The following is a 15679-nucleotide window of genomic DNA, read 5'->3' as shown; positions in this document are numbered from 1 at the left end:
GGACGTTTTGGCCGGTGGGAGCTGCCTCCTTCGTTGCAGATTGGTACAGACCTGTTGACCGGGGCCTGGTCCAGGCCTTACGTTCAGCGCCAATCCGCGGAAGCAGGGCTGGTCGGGTGCGCACCCGGCCGGGCCCAGGTACCCCTCCCCCCACAGCGCTCGTTCCCCCACAGTCCGGGCGCGACTTTGGAGCGACCATGCCCGAACGCGCCACCGCTGCGCGGCCGGTCGAGCGGACCCAGTCCGCTCGACGTCCCCTTCGAAACGCGACCGCGCTCGCCACGGCGACCGCGCTGTGCGCCGGTGCGGCCGGCCTGACCACGCTGCTCGGCGGGTCGGCCGGCGCCGCGAGCGTCAACCTGCTGACCAACGCCGGTTTCGAGACCGGCAACCTGTCCGGCTGGACCTGCTCCGCGGGCCTGGGCAGCGTCACCACCAGCGCCCCGCACTCCGGCAGCTACGCGCTGCAGGCGGCGGCCTCGGCCTCCGACAGCGCCCAGTGCTCGCAGACCGTCACGGTCACCCCGAGCACCACCTACAGCCTGTCCGGCTGGCTGAAGGGCAACTACACCTACCTCGGGGTCAGCGGCTCCGGCACCACCGACCCCAGCACCTGGACCTCGGGCGCCGGCTGGTCCAACCTCAACACCACCTTCACCACCGGTGCCGCCACCACCTCGGTGACGGTCTACGTGCACGGCTGGTACGGCCAGGGCACCTACTACGCGGACGACCTGTCGCTGACCGGCCCGGGCGGCGGCAGCACCAGCGCCTCGCCGAGCGCGAGCAGCACCAGCGCCTCGCCGAGTGCCTCGCCGACCCAGTCCAGCTCGCCGACGGCCAGCGCCTCGCCGACCCGGTCGAGTTCGCCGAGCGCCAGCCCGACCCAGAGCGCCACCCCCACGCCCACCCCGACCGCGACCGCCACCGGCGGCACCGCCCCGGGTGGCGACGGCCTGGTGAGCACCCCGGCCGGGGTGACCGCGGTGGTGCACAACAACGCGGTGACGCTGAGCTGGTCCGGCTCGACCGACGGCGCGCAGAACGGCAACGTCCCGGCGTACTACGTGTACAGCGGCGCCAACCTGGTGGCCACCTCGATGGGCACCTCGGTCACCGTCAGCTCGCTGCTGCCGAACACCGCCTACACCTTCACCGTGCAGGGGTACGACAAGGACGGCCACGCGAGCGCCCAGTCCGCGCCGGTCGCCGCGACCACCGGCGCCGCGCCCAGCGGTGCGGTCAAGTCCGCCTACTTCGCCCAGTGGGGCATCTACGGCAACGCCTACTACCCCAGCAGCCTGGCCAAGACCGGTGCCGCCGCGGGGCTGAACACGGTCACCTACGCGTTCGAGAACATCGACCCGACCAACCTGAGCTGCTTCGAGACCATCAAGGCGACCGACGCCAACGAGTCCAACCCGAGCGCCGGTGACGGCGGCGGCGACGCCTTCGCGGACTACCAGAAGGGCTACACCGGCGACATCAGCGTCGACGGGACCAGCGACTCCTGGAGCCAGCCGATCAAGGGCAACTTCAACCAGATCCGCGAGCTGAAGGCCAAGTACCCGAACCTCAAGTTCACCGTCTCGCTCGGTGGTTGGACCTACTCGAAGTACTTCTCCGACGTCGCCGCCAGCGACGCCTCGCGCAAGAAGTTCGTCTCCTCCTGCATCAACATGTTCATCAAGGGCAACCTGCCCACCGGCGTCTCGGGCGACGCCTCCGGCGGCACCGGCTCGGGCGCCGGCGTCTTCGACGGCATCGACATCGACTGGGAGTACCCGGCCTCCGCGGGCGGCCACACCGGCAACCACTACTCGGCTGCCGACACCGCCAACTACACCGCGCTGATGGCCGAGTTCCGCAACGAGCTGGACGCCTACGGGGCCAGTGTCGGCAAGCACTTCCTGCTCACCGCAGCGCTGCCGAGCGGCCAGGACAAGATCGCCAACCTGCAGACCGACCAGCTCGGCAAGTACCTGGACTACGGCAACATCATGTCCTACGACATGCACGGTGCCTGGGACGCGACCGGCCCGACCAACCTGCAGGACCCGCTGTACAACAGCCCGAACGACCCGAGCAAGGCGATCGCGCCCGGCACCGAGAAGTACACCGTTGACAACGGCGTGAACGCCTTCGTCAACGGGGACGCGGCCTACGGCATCAAGGGCGGCTTCCCGGCGAGCAAGCTGGTGCTGGGCGTGCCGTTCTACTTCCGCGGCTGGACCGGCGTGCCGGCCGGCGCCAACAGCGGCCTGTACTCGACCGCCACCGGCCCGTCCGCGGCGCAGTCCACCAGCCAGGCGGCGGGCGTCGCGTTCTGGAAGGAGCTGGTGGCCACCGGCAAGACCGGTGCGGCCAACGTGCACTGGGACCCGACCACGCAGAGCTCGTGGCTCTACGACGGCACCAACTTCTTCACCGGTGACACCCCGCAGGCCATCACCGCCCGCGGTTCGTACGCCTCCACCAAGGGCCTGGGCGGCATCTTCGCCTACTCCCTGGAGGCTGACGACCCGTCCGGCACCCTGGTCAACGCGATGACCTCCAGCATGAAGTGACGGTCCGGGGCGGCGGCGCGGAAACCCGCTCCGCCGCCCGTCGGACCACGTCCCCCGGTGCCCGTGCGGCGCCGGGGGACGTGGCGTTCGAGAAGTCGTCAACACCTGCTAATCTCAGCCGATTTCGACGCGCCAGCAATTGCTGGACAAGACGGGGCAAAAGGACAGAACTATGGCAATTCGCCGGGCCACGCAGAAGAAGCAGGTCATCGAGCAGCTCTCCCAGGTGGCACCGCCCGGGGAGACCTTCATCGCCTGCGTGCACGTGGAGACGGGCCCGAGCCCGTGGCTGAACGCGATTTTCGACGAGGTGCCCGGGCTCGGCCTGATCGTGGCGCTGACCCGCAAGTTCTACTTCCTGACCCTGACCAGCAGCTCGGTGGTGGTCAACACCGCCAGCCGGTTCACCAACCGGCCCGGTGAGGTGGTCGCGGTCTACCCGCGCGCGGCGTTCCCGGTCACCCGGGTGAAGCGGGCCACCGTGTGGAGCTCGATGTACCTGCAGCTGCCGAGCGACAGCAAGCCGAGCCGGCTCAACATCCACCGGTACTGGCGCGACGAGCTGGACCAGCTGAGCGTGGCCTTCCCGGCCGGCTCGATCGACCCGGGCTCGCAGCCGTTCGCGCCGCAGGCCGGCCAGCCGTTCCCGCAGCAGGGCCAGCCGTTCCCGGCCCAGCAGGGCCAGCCGTTCCCGGCCCAGCAGGGCCAGCCCTTCCCGCAGCAGGCGGGGCAGCCCTTCCCGCCGCAGGCCGGACAGCCGGTCCCGCCGCAGCAGGGCCAGCCCTACCCGCCGCAGCAGCCCGGTCCGGGCTACGCGGGCCAGCCGGGCAACCCGGGCTACGTCCCGCACCCCGACCAGATGTGACCAAGGTGCCGGCCGCGGCTCTGCGGCGGCCGGCACCCCATTCCACGGCGACGGCACCACCGGCCCCGCGGCGTCGGCACCACCCGCCCCGCGGCGGCCCGCACCACCCGCCCCGCGGCGGCCGGACCCGGGCGGACCGGGCCGGATTGGACCGCCGGACCGGTCCTGGGCTCTACTCGACGCAGCCCCTGTGGAGAGGACCCCGCCGCCGTGACCGAGACGCGCCTGAACCTGCTGGCCGACTGCTCCAGCTGCTTCGGCCTGTGCTGCGTGGCGCTGCCGTTCGCCCGCTCCGCCGACTTCGCGATCGACAAGGAGGCCGGCCGGCCCTGCCGCAACCTGCGCCAGGACTTCGGCTGCGGGATCCACCAGGACCTGCGCACCAGGGGCTTCACCGGCTGCACGGTCTACGACTGCTTCGGCGCCGGCCAGCACCTGTCCCAGGGCACCTTCCAGGGCGTCAGCTGGCGTGAGGACCCGAAGAGCGGGGCCCTGATGTTCCGCGCCTTCCCGGTGCTGCGCCAGCTGCACGAGCTGGTCCGCTACCTGGACGAGGCGCTCGGCCTGGCCGCGGCCGCCCCGGTCCACCCCGAGCTGCGCGCACTGCTGACCGAGACCGAGGAGCTCACCGAGCTGCCCGTCGAGCAGCTGGCCGAGCTGGACGTGCCGGCCCAGCGGGCCAAGGTGAACGTGCTGCTGCTGCGTACCAGCGAGCTGGTCCGGGCCCAGCTGCCGGGCAGGAAGCGGGACCGGCGCGGTGCGGACCTGATCGGCGCCAAGCTGCGCGGGGCCGAGCTGCGCGGCGCGGACCTGCGCGGGGCCTACCTGATCGCGGCCGACCTGACCGGCGCGGACCTGCGCCAGGCCGACCTGATCGGGGCCGACCTGCGCGACGCCCGGCTGGCCGGGGCCGATCTGACGGGCGCCTTCTTCCTCACCCAGAGCCAGCTGAACGCCGCCAAGGGCGACGGAGCGACCCGGCTGCCGGACGGGCTGGTCAGGCCCGCACACTGGTGAGATGACGGACGACTTCACCCGCGCTGCCTGGGCGGTGCTCGGGGGGCCGGCGGAACTGGTCGAGCGGATCTCCTACCGGGAGGTGCCCGGCGCGCTGGCGGCCCGGCTGCCGGTGCGTCAGCCGGCACGGGCAGCGGTGGCGGTCTGTGCGCTGGCGGCCGCCGAGCTGCGGGACGCGCGCGGCGGGGCCGCGGTGGCCGGGCTGCTGGTGGACGAGGGCGCGGTGGCCGCGGCCTTCCGCAGCGAGAAGCTGCTGCGGATCGCGGGGCGGCCGAGCGACACCTTCGCGCCGCACTCGGGGTTCTGGCGCACCGCCGACGGCTGGGTGCGCACCCACGCCAACTACCCGCACCACCGGGAGCGGTTGCTGAGCGCGCTCGGGCTGGCGCCGGACGCGTCGGCCGCCGTACTGGCGGAGCTGCTGGCGGGCCGGGCGGCCGAGCAGGTGCAGGAGGCGGTGTACGCGGCGGGCGGGCTCGCGGTCGCGGTGGGCAGCGCCGAACCCGAGCCGGGTCTGCCGCTGGTGGAGCGCTCGGCGCTGCCCGGCACCGGGCGCCGACTGGCCGCGGCCGAGCAGCCGGCCGCCGGGGCGCGGGTGCTGGACCTGAGCCGGGTGATCGCCGGACCGGTGGCCACCCGCACGCTCGCCCTGCTCGGCGCCGACGTGCTGCGGATCGACTCGCCCCGGCTGCCGGAGACCGCGGACGCGCACGCCGACACCGGCTTCGGCAAGCGCTCCGCGCTGCTGGACCTGGACCGCCCCGAGGAGCTCGCGGTGCTGCGCGAGCTGGCCGCGGCGGCGGACGTGGTGGTCACCGGGTACCGGCCGGGGGCGCTGGACCGGTTCGGGCTGACCCCGGAGCAGCTGCCGGGCACCGTGCTGGTGCAGCTGAACGCCTGGGGCTGGCGCGGGCCGTGGGCCGGGCGGCGCGGCTTCGACAGCCTGGTGCAGGCCCGGGTCGGGATCGCGCTGCGCGAGGGCACGGCGCAGGCACCGGGGGCGCTGCCGGCCCAGGCACTGGACCACGGCACCGGCTACCTCGCGGCGGCCGGGGTGCTGCGCGCGCTGGCCGAGCGGCAGCGCACCGGGGCGGGCGCCCACCTGCGGTACTCGTTGGCGGGCACCGCCCACTGGCTGCTGACCACCCCGATGGGGCGGGCCGCCGGCGCTGACCAGGCGGCCGAGGCGGACCCATCCCCGTACCTGACCGAGACGCCCAGCGCCTACGGAGTGCTGCACCACCCCCGCCCGCCGCTGCCCGGCCACGACAACTGGGCCGCCGGCCCGACCGCCTGGGGCACCGACCGCCCGGAGTTCCTGTCGCGGTCCTAGCCGGCCGCAGAGCCTCGGGAAAGCCGGTGGCCCCCGTCGCCCGTCGCTGCTTACCCTCGACGGATGACCGACGACCCGCGAGCCGTGCTGACCGAGCGCCTGGCGCTGACCCCGGTGCACCTGGGCGACCTGGACCCGCTGCACCGGATCAACGCCGACCCCGGCGGCTGGGCCCACGACCCGGCGGGGCGGCATCTGGTCCCGGCCACCACCCGGGAGTGGATCCAGCGCGCGGCCGGCCGCTGGGCGGACGACGGGCTCAGCTACTGGACGGTCCGGCTGCGCGATGCCCCCGAGGTGATCGGCATAGGCGGGGTGCAGCTTACCGGGCGGGGCAACTGGAACCTGTTCTACCGGCTGGACACCGCACACTGGGGGCGCGGCTACGCGACCGAGCTGTCCCGCGCGGCGATTTCGGCCGCCCACCGGCACCGGCCCGAACTGCCGGTCCTCGCGATGATCCTGCCGCACAATCAGGGCTCCCGGGCGGTGGCCGAGCGGCTCGGCCTGATCGACCACGGGCTGGGCTTCGACCCGTTCCGCCACGAGTGGGCCCACCTGTACGCCGACCGCCCCGTGGCCGACTGGCCGGGGCCCGGACCGTCGGCCTGAGCCCACCCCTGTTCACCCCGACTTAACTCCCTGCCCGCACACGCCTCCTGTTGCGTTCGGCCCCACTGTGGCAGCCTGTGGCACGCACGACGGGGGGCCGCAGTGCTTCCCCATCGGCGATCTACGCGCGTTCCCGTCGCGGGCGCGCGATCGCGCCCAGAGAGGGAGCAGGATGCGCAAGAGCAAGGTGCTGGCCCTGTCGCTCACGGCGGGGCTCGGCCTGGCCATGGTCTCCGCCACCACGGCGAGCGCCACCGATCCGGGGCCGCGAGGCCCCAAGCAGCAGACGAGCTGTCAGATCTCGGCCGACGGCCGGGACGTGAAGCACGTGATCTACCTTCAGTTCGACAACGTGCACTTCACCCGGGACAACCCCAACGTGCCTTCGGACCTCGAGCAGATGCCGCATCTGCTCGACTTCCTGGAGAGCAACGGGACGCTGTCCACCAACCACCACACCCCGCTGATCGCGCACACCGGCAACGACATCCTGACCTCGATCACGGGTCTCTACGGTGACAAGCACGGCCAGGCGGTCTCGAACTCGTACCGGTACTACAAGCCGGACGGCAACTCCAACTCGGCCAGCAGCTTCGCCTACTGGACCGACGGCGTGGCCGACAACTCGGTGCCGGCCCCGGCCGACACCGCGCCGACCATGGTCGGCCCGGACGGCAAGAACGCCCCGGCGCCGTGGACCACCTTCACCAAGGCGGGTTGCGACTTCGGCGCGGTCTCCACGGCCAACACCATCCTGGAGAACACCACCGTAGACATCAACAAGGTCTTCGGTCCCACCTCCGCGGAGGCTGCCGAGGCCAAGGCCGACCCGGCCCGGGCCCAGGCCGACTTCGTCGGCATCGGCGTGCACTGCGCCAAGGACTCCAAGGTCTGCGCGAAGGGCACCCAGAGCCCCGACCTGCTGCCGGACGAGCCGGGCGGCTACAACGGCTACCAGGCGCTGTTCGGCGCCAAGGCGGTCGACCCGGCGATCAGCGCGGACGGCGTGGTGCGCTCCACCGCCGGCAAGCAGATCACCGACCCCAAGGGCAACCCGGGCTTTCCGGGCTTCGACGCGATGACCGCCGACAACTCGCTCGGCTACGTGGCCCAGATGCAGGAGTCCGGCGTGCCGGTCACCTACGCCTACATCTCGGACGCGCACGACCAGCACGGCGCGAACAGCGGCGCGATGGGCCCGGGCGACGCCAACTACACGGCGCAGCTGAAGTCCTACGACGACGCCTTCGCCAAGTTCTTCGACCGGATCCACCACGACGGCCTGAACGCGGACAACACCCTGTTCGTGGTCACCGCCGACGAGAACGACCACTTCGTGGGCGGCAAACCGACCCCGGCCGACTGCGACGGCGTCACCGTGCCGTGCACCTACAGCCAGCTCGGCGAGGTGAACGCCAACGCCCGCGGCCTGCTGGCCACCCAGCAGGGCGTCACCACCCCGTTCCAGGTGCACGCCGACTCGGCGCCGAACTTCTACCTGAACGGCCGGCCCGGCCCGAACGACCCGCAGACCCGCGCGTTCGAGCAGGCCTGGGGCAAGGTGACGGCGGTCAACCCGATCACCGGCAAGACCGACACCATCTCCAACTACCTGGCGGACCAGGCGGAGCAGAAGATCCTGCACATGCAGACGGGTGACCCGCTGCGGACGCCGACCTTCACCTCCTTCGCCAACCCGGACTACTTCGTGTACGCGGGCGCGAGCAACTGCACCCCGACCTGCGTCGCGCTGGGCCCGGGCTACGCCTGGAACCACGGTGACTTCGCGCCGGACATCAACACCACCTGGCTGGGCCTGGTCGGTCCGGGCATCCGCAACCTGGGCGAGACCGGCGACGTGTGGTCCGACCACACCGACATCAGGCCGACCATGCTGGCGCTGCTCGGCCTGAAGGACTCGTACGCCTCCGATGGCCGGGTGCTGACCGAGTACGTCGAGAACTGGGCCCGGCCGGCCGCGCTGCGCGGCCAGCACGGTTACGACTACGAGGAGCTGGCCGAGGTCTACAAGCAGCTGAACGCGGGGGTGGGCGAGTTCGCCACCGCCACGCTCAAGGCTTCGACCAAGGGCATCCTGACCAACAGTGCGGACGACGCGCAGTACAAGGCGAGCACGGTGAAGATCACCGCGCTGGGCGCCGAGCGGGACGCGCTGGTGGCGCAGATCGGGCAGCTGCTGCAGCAGGCCGCGTTCGACCACCAGAAGGTGGACGGCGACCAGGCCGACCAGCTGACCGCGCAGGGCAAGGCGCTGCTGAAGAAGGCTCAGCAGCTCTGATCCGTCGAACCCGCCGGCCCGGGCGGGCAGCCGCCCCGGGCCGGGGGGTTCGGTGCCTCTTGGATGTGGGCATGACACTCGGACGTACGCCACGGGGAGCCTGGAGGATGCACCGGATGCCGAGACCGCCGTCGTCCAGCCCACCCGCCGAGAAGGTGCTGGCCTGGGTGTACCTGCTGCCCTCGCTGGCCGTCTTCGCGCTCTTCCTCGGCTACCCGCTCTACCGCACCTTCTACTTGAGCGCGCACGGCAACGACCTGTTCGGCGCGCCCACCAGGTTCGTGGGCCTGGACCACTACACCGCGCTGTTCGGCTCGGCCGAGTTCTACCGGACCCTGCTCACCACCGCGCTCTTCGTGCTGCTCACCGTGGTGCCCGGGGTGCTCGGCGCGCTGGTCCTGGTGCTGCTGCTGGAGGGCCGGCTGCGCGGGGTGCGGGTGCTGCGCTCGGCCTTCGCGCTGCCGTTCGCCTTCTCGGTGGCCAGCGCCGCCGTGGTCTTCGGGGTCTTCTACAACCCGGCCACCGGCGTGCTCAACGGGCTGCTGTCGCACCTCCGGCTGGGCCCGGCGGCCTGGCTGACGGACCCGCACCACGCCCTGGTCTCGGTGGCCCTGGCCACCGTCTGGCTGAACCTGGGCTACAACGTGCTGGTGCTCTCGGCCGGCGTCGGCTCGATCGGATCGGAGATCACCGAGGCGGCCCGGCTCGACGGGGCCGGCGGCTGGCGGCTGGCCCGCTCGATCACCGTGCCGCTGCTCGGCCCGCACCTGTTCTTCCTGGTCGTGGTCTCCACCATCAACGCGCTGCAGAGCTTCGGCCAGATCAACATCCTCACCCGGGGCGGCCCGGACCATGCCACCAGCACGCTGGTCTACGACGTCTACGACAAGGCCTTCGCCAACGGCTCCAGCGACTTCGGCGCGGCCAGTGCCCGCGCGGTGGTGCTGCTGGTGGTGGTGCTGGCCTGCACCGCGGTCCAGTTCGGGGTGTTGGAGCGGAAGGTGCACTACGCGTGAACCGGGTCCTGGGCGGCCTGGCCGCCTACCTGCTGCTCGGGGTGGCCGCGCTGACCGTGCTGCTGCCGGTCTACTACGTGCTGGTCGGCGCCTTCATGGGCCCGGGCGACCTCGCGGTCTACCCGCCGGCCGTGGTCCCGCACCACCTGACCACCGGCAACTTCGCCGCCGCCGCCCGCGCGGTGCCGCTGGCCCGGCAGTACCTCAACTCGGTGCTGGTGGCCGGGGTGATCACCGCGGCCCAGCTGCTCACCTCGGTGCTGGCGGCGTACGCGCTGGTCTTCCTGCCGCTGCGCGGGCGCGGTGCCGTCTTCGGCGTCTTCCTGGCTACCCTGATGGTGCCGTGGGAGGCCGTGATCATCCCCAACTACCTGACCGTCTCCGACTGGGGACTGGCCAACAGCTACTTCGGGCTGGTGCTGCCGTTCCTGGCCTCCGGCTTCGGCACCTTCATGCTGCGCCAGTCCTTCCGCCAGTTCCCCGCCGAACTGCGGGACGCGGCACGGATCGACGGCGCGGGCCACTGGCGATTCCTGTGGCGGATCCTGGTGCCGCTGAACAAGCCCTCGCTGGCGGCGATCGCGATCTACGTCTTCCTGTCGGCCTGGAACCAGTACTTCTGGCCGCTGATCATCACCCGCACTCCGCAGATGCAGACCGTGCAGATCGGGCTGACCAGCCTGAGCTACGCGGACGCCGCGGACCCCGGCCTGATCCTGGCCGGCGTGCTGCTCTCGCTGCTGCCGACGCTGGCCCTGGTGGTCCTCGGGCAGCGGTTCATCGTCCGCGGCCTGACCGCGGGTGCCGTTCGCTGACACCTCGACACCTGACTGATCCTCCGAAGGAGACAGAAACGTGCGCAAGCTGCTGGTCGCGACGGCGGTGGCCGCCCTGGCCCTGACCGCCTGCAGCTCCTCCCCGTCCGCCTCGTCCGGCTCCGGCTCGGACGCCGCGGGCGGGGCGCCGGGCGCCCAGGCCCTGCAGGACGCCCAGGGGGTGACCACGGTGACCTTCTGGCACGGGATGACCGGTCAGAACGCCGCCGTGCTGAACAGCCTGGTGGACGCCTTCAACCAGGCGCACCAGGGCAAGATCGAGGTGAAGCCGGTCTTCCAGGGCACCTATGACGACGTCATCGCCAAGTACAAGGCCTCGGTGCAGCAGAAGAGCACCCCCTCGCTGGTGCAGGTCTACGACATCGGCACCCGCTTCATGATCGACTCCAGGCAGACCGTGTCGGCCCAGGCCTTCGCCGACAAGGACGGCTACTCGCTGGACGACCTGGAGCCGGGCATCCGCAACTACTACACGGTGGGCGGCAAGCTGGTCTCGATGCCGTTCAACTCCTCGATGCCGCTGCTCTACCTGAACGCGGACGCGTTCAAGGCGGCCGGCCTGGACCCGGCCAAGCCGCCGCAGACACTGGCGGAGATCGGCGAGGCGGCCAAGAAGCTGACCGTGAAGGACGCCGGCGGCCAGACCACCCAGTACGGCTTCGGCGCCGCGATCTACGGCTGGTTCGTCGAGGAGCTGCTGGCCGAGTCCGGCACCCTCTACTGCGACCAGGGCAACGGGCGCGACGCCAAGGCGGGCAAGGTGGTCTACGACTCGGCCAAGGGCGCCGCGGCGGTGCAGTGGTGGGCCGACCTGGTCAAGGGCGGCTACGCGGTCAACACCGGGCGGACCACGGCGGACGCCCAGGCGGCGTTCAAGGCGGGCCGGGCCGCGATGAACCTGGAGTCCACCGGCGTGCTCGGCGGCTACACCCAGGCGGCGAAGTTCACCGTGGCCACCGCGCCCTACCCGAAGATCGACGCCACCGACCCGGGCGGCCCGGCGATCGGCGGGGCCTCGCTCTGGGTGGACGGGCCCGGCCACTCGGCGGCCGAGCAGCGGGCGGCCTGGGAGTTCGAGAAGTTCCTCGGGGAGCCGGCCCAGCAGGCCGCCTGGCACACCGGCACCGGCTACTTCCCGGTCAACCGGAAGGCGCTGGACGACCCGAAGGACAAGGCCTGGCTGGCGAAGTACCCGCAGTTCCAGACCGCGATCGACGAGCTGCACGCGGCCAAGCCCTCGCCGGCCAACGCGGGCTGCCTGCTCGGCGTGATGCCGCAGGCCCGCAAGGGCGTGGAGACCGCGATCGAGCAGACGATCAGCGGCAGCAAGAGCGCGCAGCAGGCGCTGGCCGACGCGGCCAGGGAGATCCAGCCGGCGGTCGACAGCTACAACAGCTCGGTGGGCTGAGACCCCCGGCCACCGCAGGGAAGCTGACCTCGGAGAACTTGACCGTGGACCGCCGTGCCGTCCGGTACGGCGGTCCGCTGCGTCCGGCTATCGGGCTTCGCCCTTAGTTTTCCGCGAAGATGGTGAACCCGTCTTTCATACCCTTCAGTTCGTCAGATATTCTCCGGCGACATCTCCGTCGTTGGCCCGCTCCGGGTCCGCCGGTCCCAAAGCCCGCCCGCCAGGATCCATCCGGTCGGCGCGGATACCCGTGAGGTTGAACTGATGCGTCGTCCCCTCGCCTTGCTGGCGGCCACCGCGCTGGTCTCCGGCGCAGCCCTGGCGGGCGCCCAGAGCGCCCTCGCGGTGGTGGCCAGCCCGTCGCCGACCGCCACCGCGAGCACCGGGTCGGCCGGTGCCGCGGCCGGTCAGAACGTGCCGGCCAACGCCGAGCCTAAGCTCGAGGTCGAGGGCCTGCGGCACGAGGTGGACGCCGGCGGCCAGACCGAGTTCACCGTGGAGTTCACCAACCGCACCGGCGCCGACCTGGTCTTCATCCCGTTCATCCGGGTGCAGACCAAGGCCGGCGACCTGGCGAACGACTCGTTCCAGCTCGACTACCGCCGCGGCAAGGCGGACTGGCAGCACAGCACCATCCCCGCGTACTTCGAGGACGTGCGGGTGTTCGGCCCCGAGGACGACCAAGGCGTCCCGCAGGTGCCGGCCAGCCTGGTCCCCGTCAAGGCGGGCAAGTCGGTCTCCATCAAGGTCCGGCTCGGCCTGCCGGACGACGCGCCGACCGGCCCGGCCTACGTCCAGTACTTCGGTCTGTGGCTCCCGGCGGCCGAGGCCGGCCAGAGCAGCGAGGCGCTCGAGCAGATCGCCGTGAGCGAGCCCGCCTTCTTCTGCATCGGCGGGGGTGGCGACAACGACCACTCGCACAAGCCGTCGCCGTCGCCGTCGCCCAGCCACACCCACAAGCCCTCGCCGACCCCCTCGTCGAGCGCCACCACCGGCAAGCCGACCCCGTCGTCGAGCGCCACCACCGGCTCGCCCACCCCGTCGTCGAGCCCCACCACCAGCTCGCCCACCCCCTCGTCGAGCGCCACCACGGCCTCACCGACGCCCTCCAGCACCTCCTCGTCCCCGGTCGCCACCCCCAGCGCGCCGGACACCGCGCCGCCGGTGACCCCGTTCCCGGTCACCCCGCCCAAGCCCGTCACCGTGCCGATCCCGACCGCTGCCGTCCAGCAGGCGCAGGCCGCGGAGGACAAGGACCTCGCGTACACCGGCGGCGGCAGCGACGCCACGCCGCTGGCGATCGCCGGTGCCACCGTGCTGGCGGCCGGTATCGGCACCCTGGTGGTGCTGCGCCGCCGCAAGCAGGCCGGCCGGCACGCCTGATCCGGTAGCCACGTCATGGCCGACGGCCCGGTCCACCCCGCGTGGACCGGGCCGTCGGCCGTTGCGGAACCGGACGATTCCAGTCCATTTCCGACAGGTCGGCTGTTCGCACTGATCGCATAGGATGTCCGGCCGAGGGGGCCGGTGCGGGGAAGAGGAACAGGTGCGCGGAGCAAGCGCGGAGGCAGCAGCGACGGACTACGGCGCGAAGACCGGCCGGATCTGGATCCTGCCTGTCCGCAGACACCACGCACTGCTGGTCGCCTGGACCGTGCTCTGGTTCCTGATCGTCGAGCCGAGCGGCGGCTTCTCCTGGCACTACCTGCGCCAGGGCGAGCAGCTGCTGTTCAGCGGTGGCACCGGCGGCGGCCTGTCGCTCTACGCCCACCACCCCGAGCTGCAGATCGGCCCGGTGAGCCTGGCGGCCGCCCGGCTGTTCGCGCCGTTCCCGGAGCGCACCGGCCAGTTGCTGGCCGAGGGCACCATGTCGGCGCTCGGCCTGGTGATGCTGGTCCTGGTCGGCCGCACCGCCGCCTGGTACTACCGCGGCACCGGTACCAACCACCGGCGGCTGCAGCAGCGGATCCTGGTCGCCGGCCTGGCCTTCATCCCGATGTGGGTCGAGGTCTCGGTGCGGTTCGCGCACCTGGACGACGTGCTGGCGCTGTTCTTCACCATGCTCGCGATAAACGCGCTGGTCCGCGGCAAGGCGGCGGCCACCGGCATCTTCCTGGCCCTGGCGGTGGACTCCAAACCGTGGGCGATCTCCTTCGTGGCCCTGGTGCTGGCGCTGCCCAGGAAGGACTGGAAGCGCGCGCTGATCTGGTTCGCGGCCCTGGTGGCGGTCGTCTGGCTGCCGTTCTACCTGGGCAACCTCGGCTCGCTGCAGGCGGCCAAGTTCACCATCCCCAACCAGCCCGCCTCCTCGCTGCGCTGGCTGGGCGTCTCGGACCCGTCCACCCCGTGGTGGGACCGGCCGGCCCAGTTCGCGATCGGCATGGGTCTGGGCGCGCTCGCGGTGCGGCGGGGGCGCTGGCCGGCCGTGGTGCTGGTCGGGGCGAACGCCCGGATCCTGCTCGACCCGAGCGTCTACACGTACTACACCGCCTCGATCCTGCTGGGCACCCTGCTGTGGGACGCGGTCGGCCAGAAGCGGCTGGTCCCGTGGTGGAGCTGGATCGCGCTGGCCTCGCTGTACGGCGGCACGCTGCTGATCCCCTCGGACGCCGCCAAGGGCATGATCCGGCTCGCCTTCGTGGTGGTCTCCACGGCCTACGTGCTGCTCTGGCCGACCAAGCAGCCGCGGTCCCGCAACCGCAAGCGGCGCGGGCGCGGCGGGGGCGCGGTGCCCGAGCGGGCGGCCGCGACCAGGGAGCGGCCGACCCTGGAGCTGACCCCGGTGGCGCTGCCGGCCCCCGCGAGCCCCGGCTCGGGGCGGCGGGCCCGCGGCCGGGCACCGGTGTCGACCAGACGCTGACCCGCCCTCAGGCGGACCGGACCGGGCGTTGAGCCCCTTCGGGCGGGCCCGGCACCGAGCTCCCCTCGACCCGCCGCGCGGAGCCGAAGAGCAGCCGGACCAGCCCGAGGCCGAGCAGCGCCCCGGCCAGCTGGGCGGCCACGAAACCGGGCACCGAGCCGGGCGAGATCCCGGTGTAGCCGTCGCTGAACGCCCGCCCCGCGGTGAGCGCCGGGTTGGCGAAGCAGCCCGAGGCGGTGGCCCAGATCCCGGCGGCGATCCAACCGGCCACCGTGACGGCCGCGAACCGCTGCTGCCCGGCCCGGGTCAGCCCGAGCACCACCAGCACCAGCACCGCGGTGCCGACCACCTCGCCGGTCCACTGCGCGGCGCCGGTGTGCACCTGGCGGGCCGCCGCGAGCCGGCCGTGACCGAGCGTCAGGTCCGCCAGCACGGCGCCGCCCACCGCGCCGGCCAGCTGCGCCGCCGCGTACCCGACCGCCTCCCGGGCCCGCAGCGCCTGCGCGCCGCCCCGCCCGTGCCACCAGAGCGCGAGCGTGACCAGCGGGTTGAGGTGCCCGCCGGAGACCGGGCCGAACAGCAGGATCAGCACCCCCAGCGCACCGACCGAGGCCAGCGTGTTGGTCAGCAGCCGCACGCCCCCGTCCCTGAGTTCCGCAGCTGAGGTGTCGTTCTAGTCCACGAATATGTGGGCTGACCTGCGGATACGCGTGATCGCACGCCGGGGCGGCGTGTGTCTAGGCGGGGGCGTTGGTGCTGGTCAGGCGGGTGTGCCGGGTTCCAGGGTGATGATGCGCTTGGGCTCGGTGACGCCGAGCTTGGCGAGGATGGCGCGCTGGGCGGCACTGGTCTCGGTGCGCTGGCGG

The 15679-nt window shown here is 72.3% G+C and carries 12 protein-coding genes; 11 read left to right on the top strand and 1 reads right to left on the bottom strand.

Features of this window, described 5'->3' with window-relative positions; all coding sequences use genetic code 11:
• The first annotated feature begins 197 nt into the window (after positions 1-197).
• From C7C46_RS26930 to C7C46_RS26880, 11 genes are all read left to right on the top strand, one after another.
• Positions 198-2567: a glycosyl hydrolase family 18 protein gene (locus tag C7C46_RS26930; RefSeq protein WP_110672532.1), complete on the top strand. Its 2370-nt coding sequence runs from the start codon at positions 198-200 to the stop codon at positions 2565-2567.
• A 172-nt stretch (positions 2568-2739) separates the two neighbouring features.
• Positions 2740-3432, top strand: coding sequence for a hypothetical protein (locus C7C46_RS35305; protein WP_181442542.1), 693 nt, complete (start codon positions 2740-2742; stop codon positions 3430-3432).
• A gap of 210 nt (positions 3433-3642) precedes the next feature.
• Positions 3643-4449, top strand: coding sequence for a pentapeptide repeat-containing protein (locus C7C46_RS26920; RefSeq protein ID WP_245984987.1), 807 nt, complete (start codon positions 3643-3645; stop codon positions 4447-4449).
• A gap of 1 nt (position 4450) precedes the next feature.
• Positions 4451-5782: a CoA transferase gene (locus C7C46_RS26915; RefSeq protein WP_110672530.1), complete on the top strand. Its 1332-nt coding sequence runs from the start codon at positions 4451-4453 to the stop codon at positions 5780-5782.
• A gap of 63 nt (positions 5783-5845) precedes the next feature.
• Positions 5846-6394 carry a GNAT family N-acetyltransferase gene (locus tag C7C46_RS26910; RefSeq protein WP_110672529.1) on the top strand — a complete coding sequence of 183 codons (549 nt, stop codon included), beginning with the start codon at positions 5846-5848 and terminating at the stop codon, positions 6392-6394.
• Positions 6395-6566: 172 nt separating this feature from the next.
• Complete coding sequence (locus C7C46_RS36815; protein ID WP_245984985.1) at positions 6567-8693, top strand: alkaline phosphatase family protein; 2127 nt, start codon at positions 6567-6569, stop codon at positions 8691-8693.
• Between the two features lie 116 nt (positions 8694-8809).
• The gene (locus C7C46_RS26900; protein ID WP_110672547.1) at positions 8810-9709 is read left to right on the top strand and encodes a carbohydrate ABC transporter permease; all 900 of its coding nucleotides are present in this window, start codon (positions 8810-8812) and stop codon (positions 9707-9709) included.
• Positions 9706-10524, top strand: a complete 819-nt coding sequence (locus tag C7C46_RS26895) for a carbohydrate ABC transporter permease (protein ID WP_245984977.1) — start codon at positions 9706-9708, stop codon at positions 10522-10524. Before C7C46_RS26900 ends, C7C46_RS26895 begins: the two co-directional genes overlap by 4 nt.
• Before the next feature lie 40 nt (positions 10525-10564).
• The gene (locus C7C46_RS26890; protein WP_110672528.1) at positions 10565-11953 is read left to right on the top strand and encodes an ABC transporter substrate-binding protein; all 1389 of its coding nucleotides are present in this window, start codon (positions 10565-10567) and stop codon (positions 11951-11953) included.
• Between the two features lie 264 nt (positions 11954-12217).
• Positions 12218-13336: an LPXTG cell wall anchor domain-containing protein gene (locus C7C46_RS35300; RefSeq protein WP_181442541.1), complete on the top strand. Its 1119-nt coding sequence runs from the start codon at positions 12218-12220 to the stop codon at positions 13334-13336.
• 163 nt (positions 13337-13499) lie between these two features.
• Positions 13500-14813: a hypothetical protein gene (locus C7C46_RS26880; RefSeq protein WP_425470126.1), complete on the top strand. Its 1314-nt coding sequence runs from the start codon at positions 13500-13502 to the stop codon at positions 14811-14813.
• A gap of 7 nt (positions 14814-14820) precedes the next feature.
• Here C7C46_RS26880 and C7C46_RS26875 read toward each other — a convergent pair whose 3' ends face one another.
• Positions 14821-15450, bottom strand: a complete 630-nt coding sequence (locus C7C46_RS26875) for an aquaporin (RefSeq protein ID WP_110672526.1) — start codon at positions 15448-15450, stop codon at positions 14821-14823.
• Between the last annotated feature and the right edge of the window lie 229 nt (positions 15451-15679).

Origin of the sequence: Streptomyces tateyamensis (assembly GCF_003205575.1) — a bacterium.
GTDB classification, from domain to species: domain Bacteria; phylum Actinomycetota; class Actinomycetes; order Streptomycetales; family Streptomycetaceae; genus Kitasatospora; species Kitasatospora tateyamensis.
Note: the sequence above shows the minus strand (reverse complement) of the source record. Positions and strands in the feature narration are given on the sequence as shown.

Excerpts from the sequence above, each read along its gene's own strand:
- C7C46_RS35300 (WP_181442541.1), top strand. The coding sequence starts at position 12,218 with ATGCGTCGTCCCCTCGCCTTGCTGGCGGCCACCGCGCTGGTCTCCGGC.
- C7C46_RS26900 (WP_110672547.1), top strand. The coding sequence starts at position 8,810 with ATGCCGAGACCGCCGTCGTCCAGCCCACCCGCCGAGAAGGTGCTGGCC.
- C7C46_RS26915 (WP_110672530.1), top strand. The coding sequence starts at position 4,451 with ATGACGGACGACTTCACCCGCGCTGCCTGGGCGGTGCTCGGGGGGCCG.
- C7C46_RS26910 (WP_110672529.1), top strand. The coding sequence starts at position 5,846 with ATGACCGACGACCCGCGAGCCGTGCTGACCGAGCGCCTGGCGCTGACC.
- C7C46_RS26930 (WP_110672532.1), top strand. The coding sequence starts at position 198 with ATGCCCGAACGCGCCACCGCTGCGCGGCCGGTCGAGCGGACCCAGTCC.
- C7C46_RS35305 (WP_181442542.1), top strand. The coding sequence starts at position 2,740 with ATGGCAATTCGCCGGGCCACGCAGAAGAAGCAGGTCATCGAGCAGCTC.
- C7C46_RS36815 (WP_245984985.1), top strand. The coding sequence starts at position 6,567 with ATGCGCAAGAGCAAGGTGCTGGCCCTGTCGCTCACGGCGGGGCTCGGC.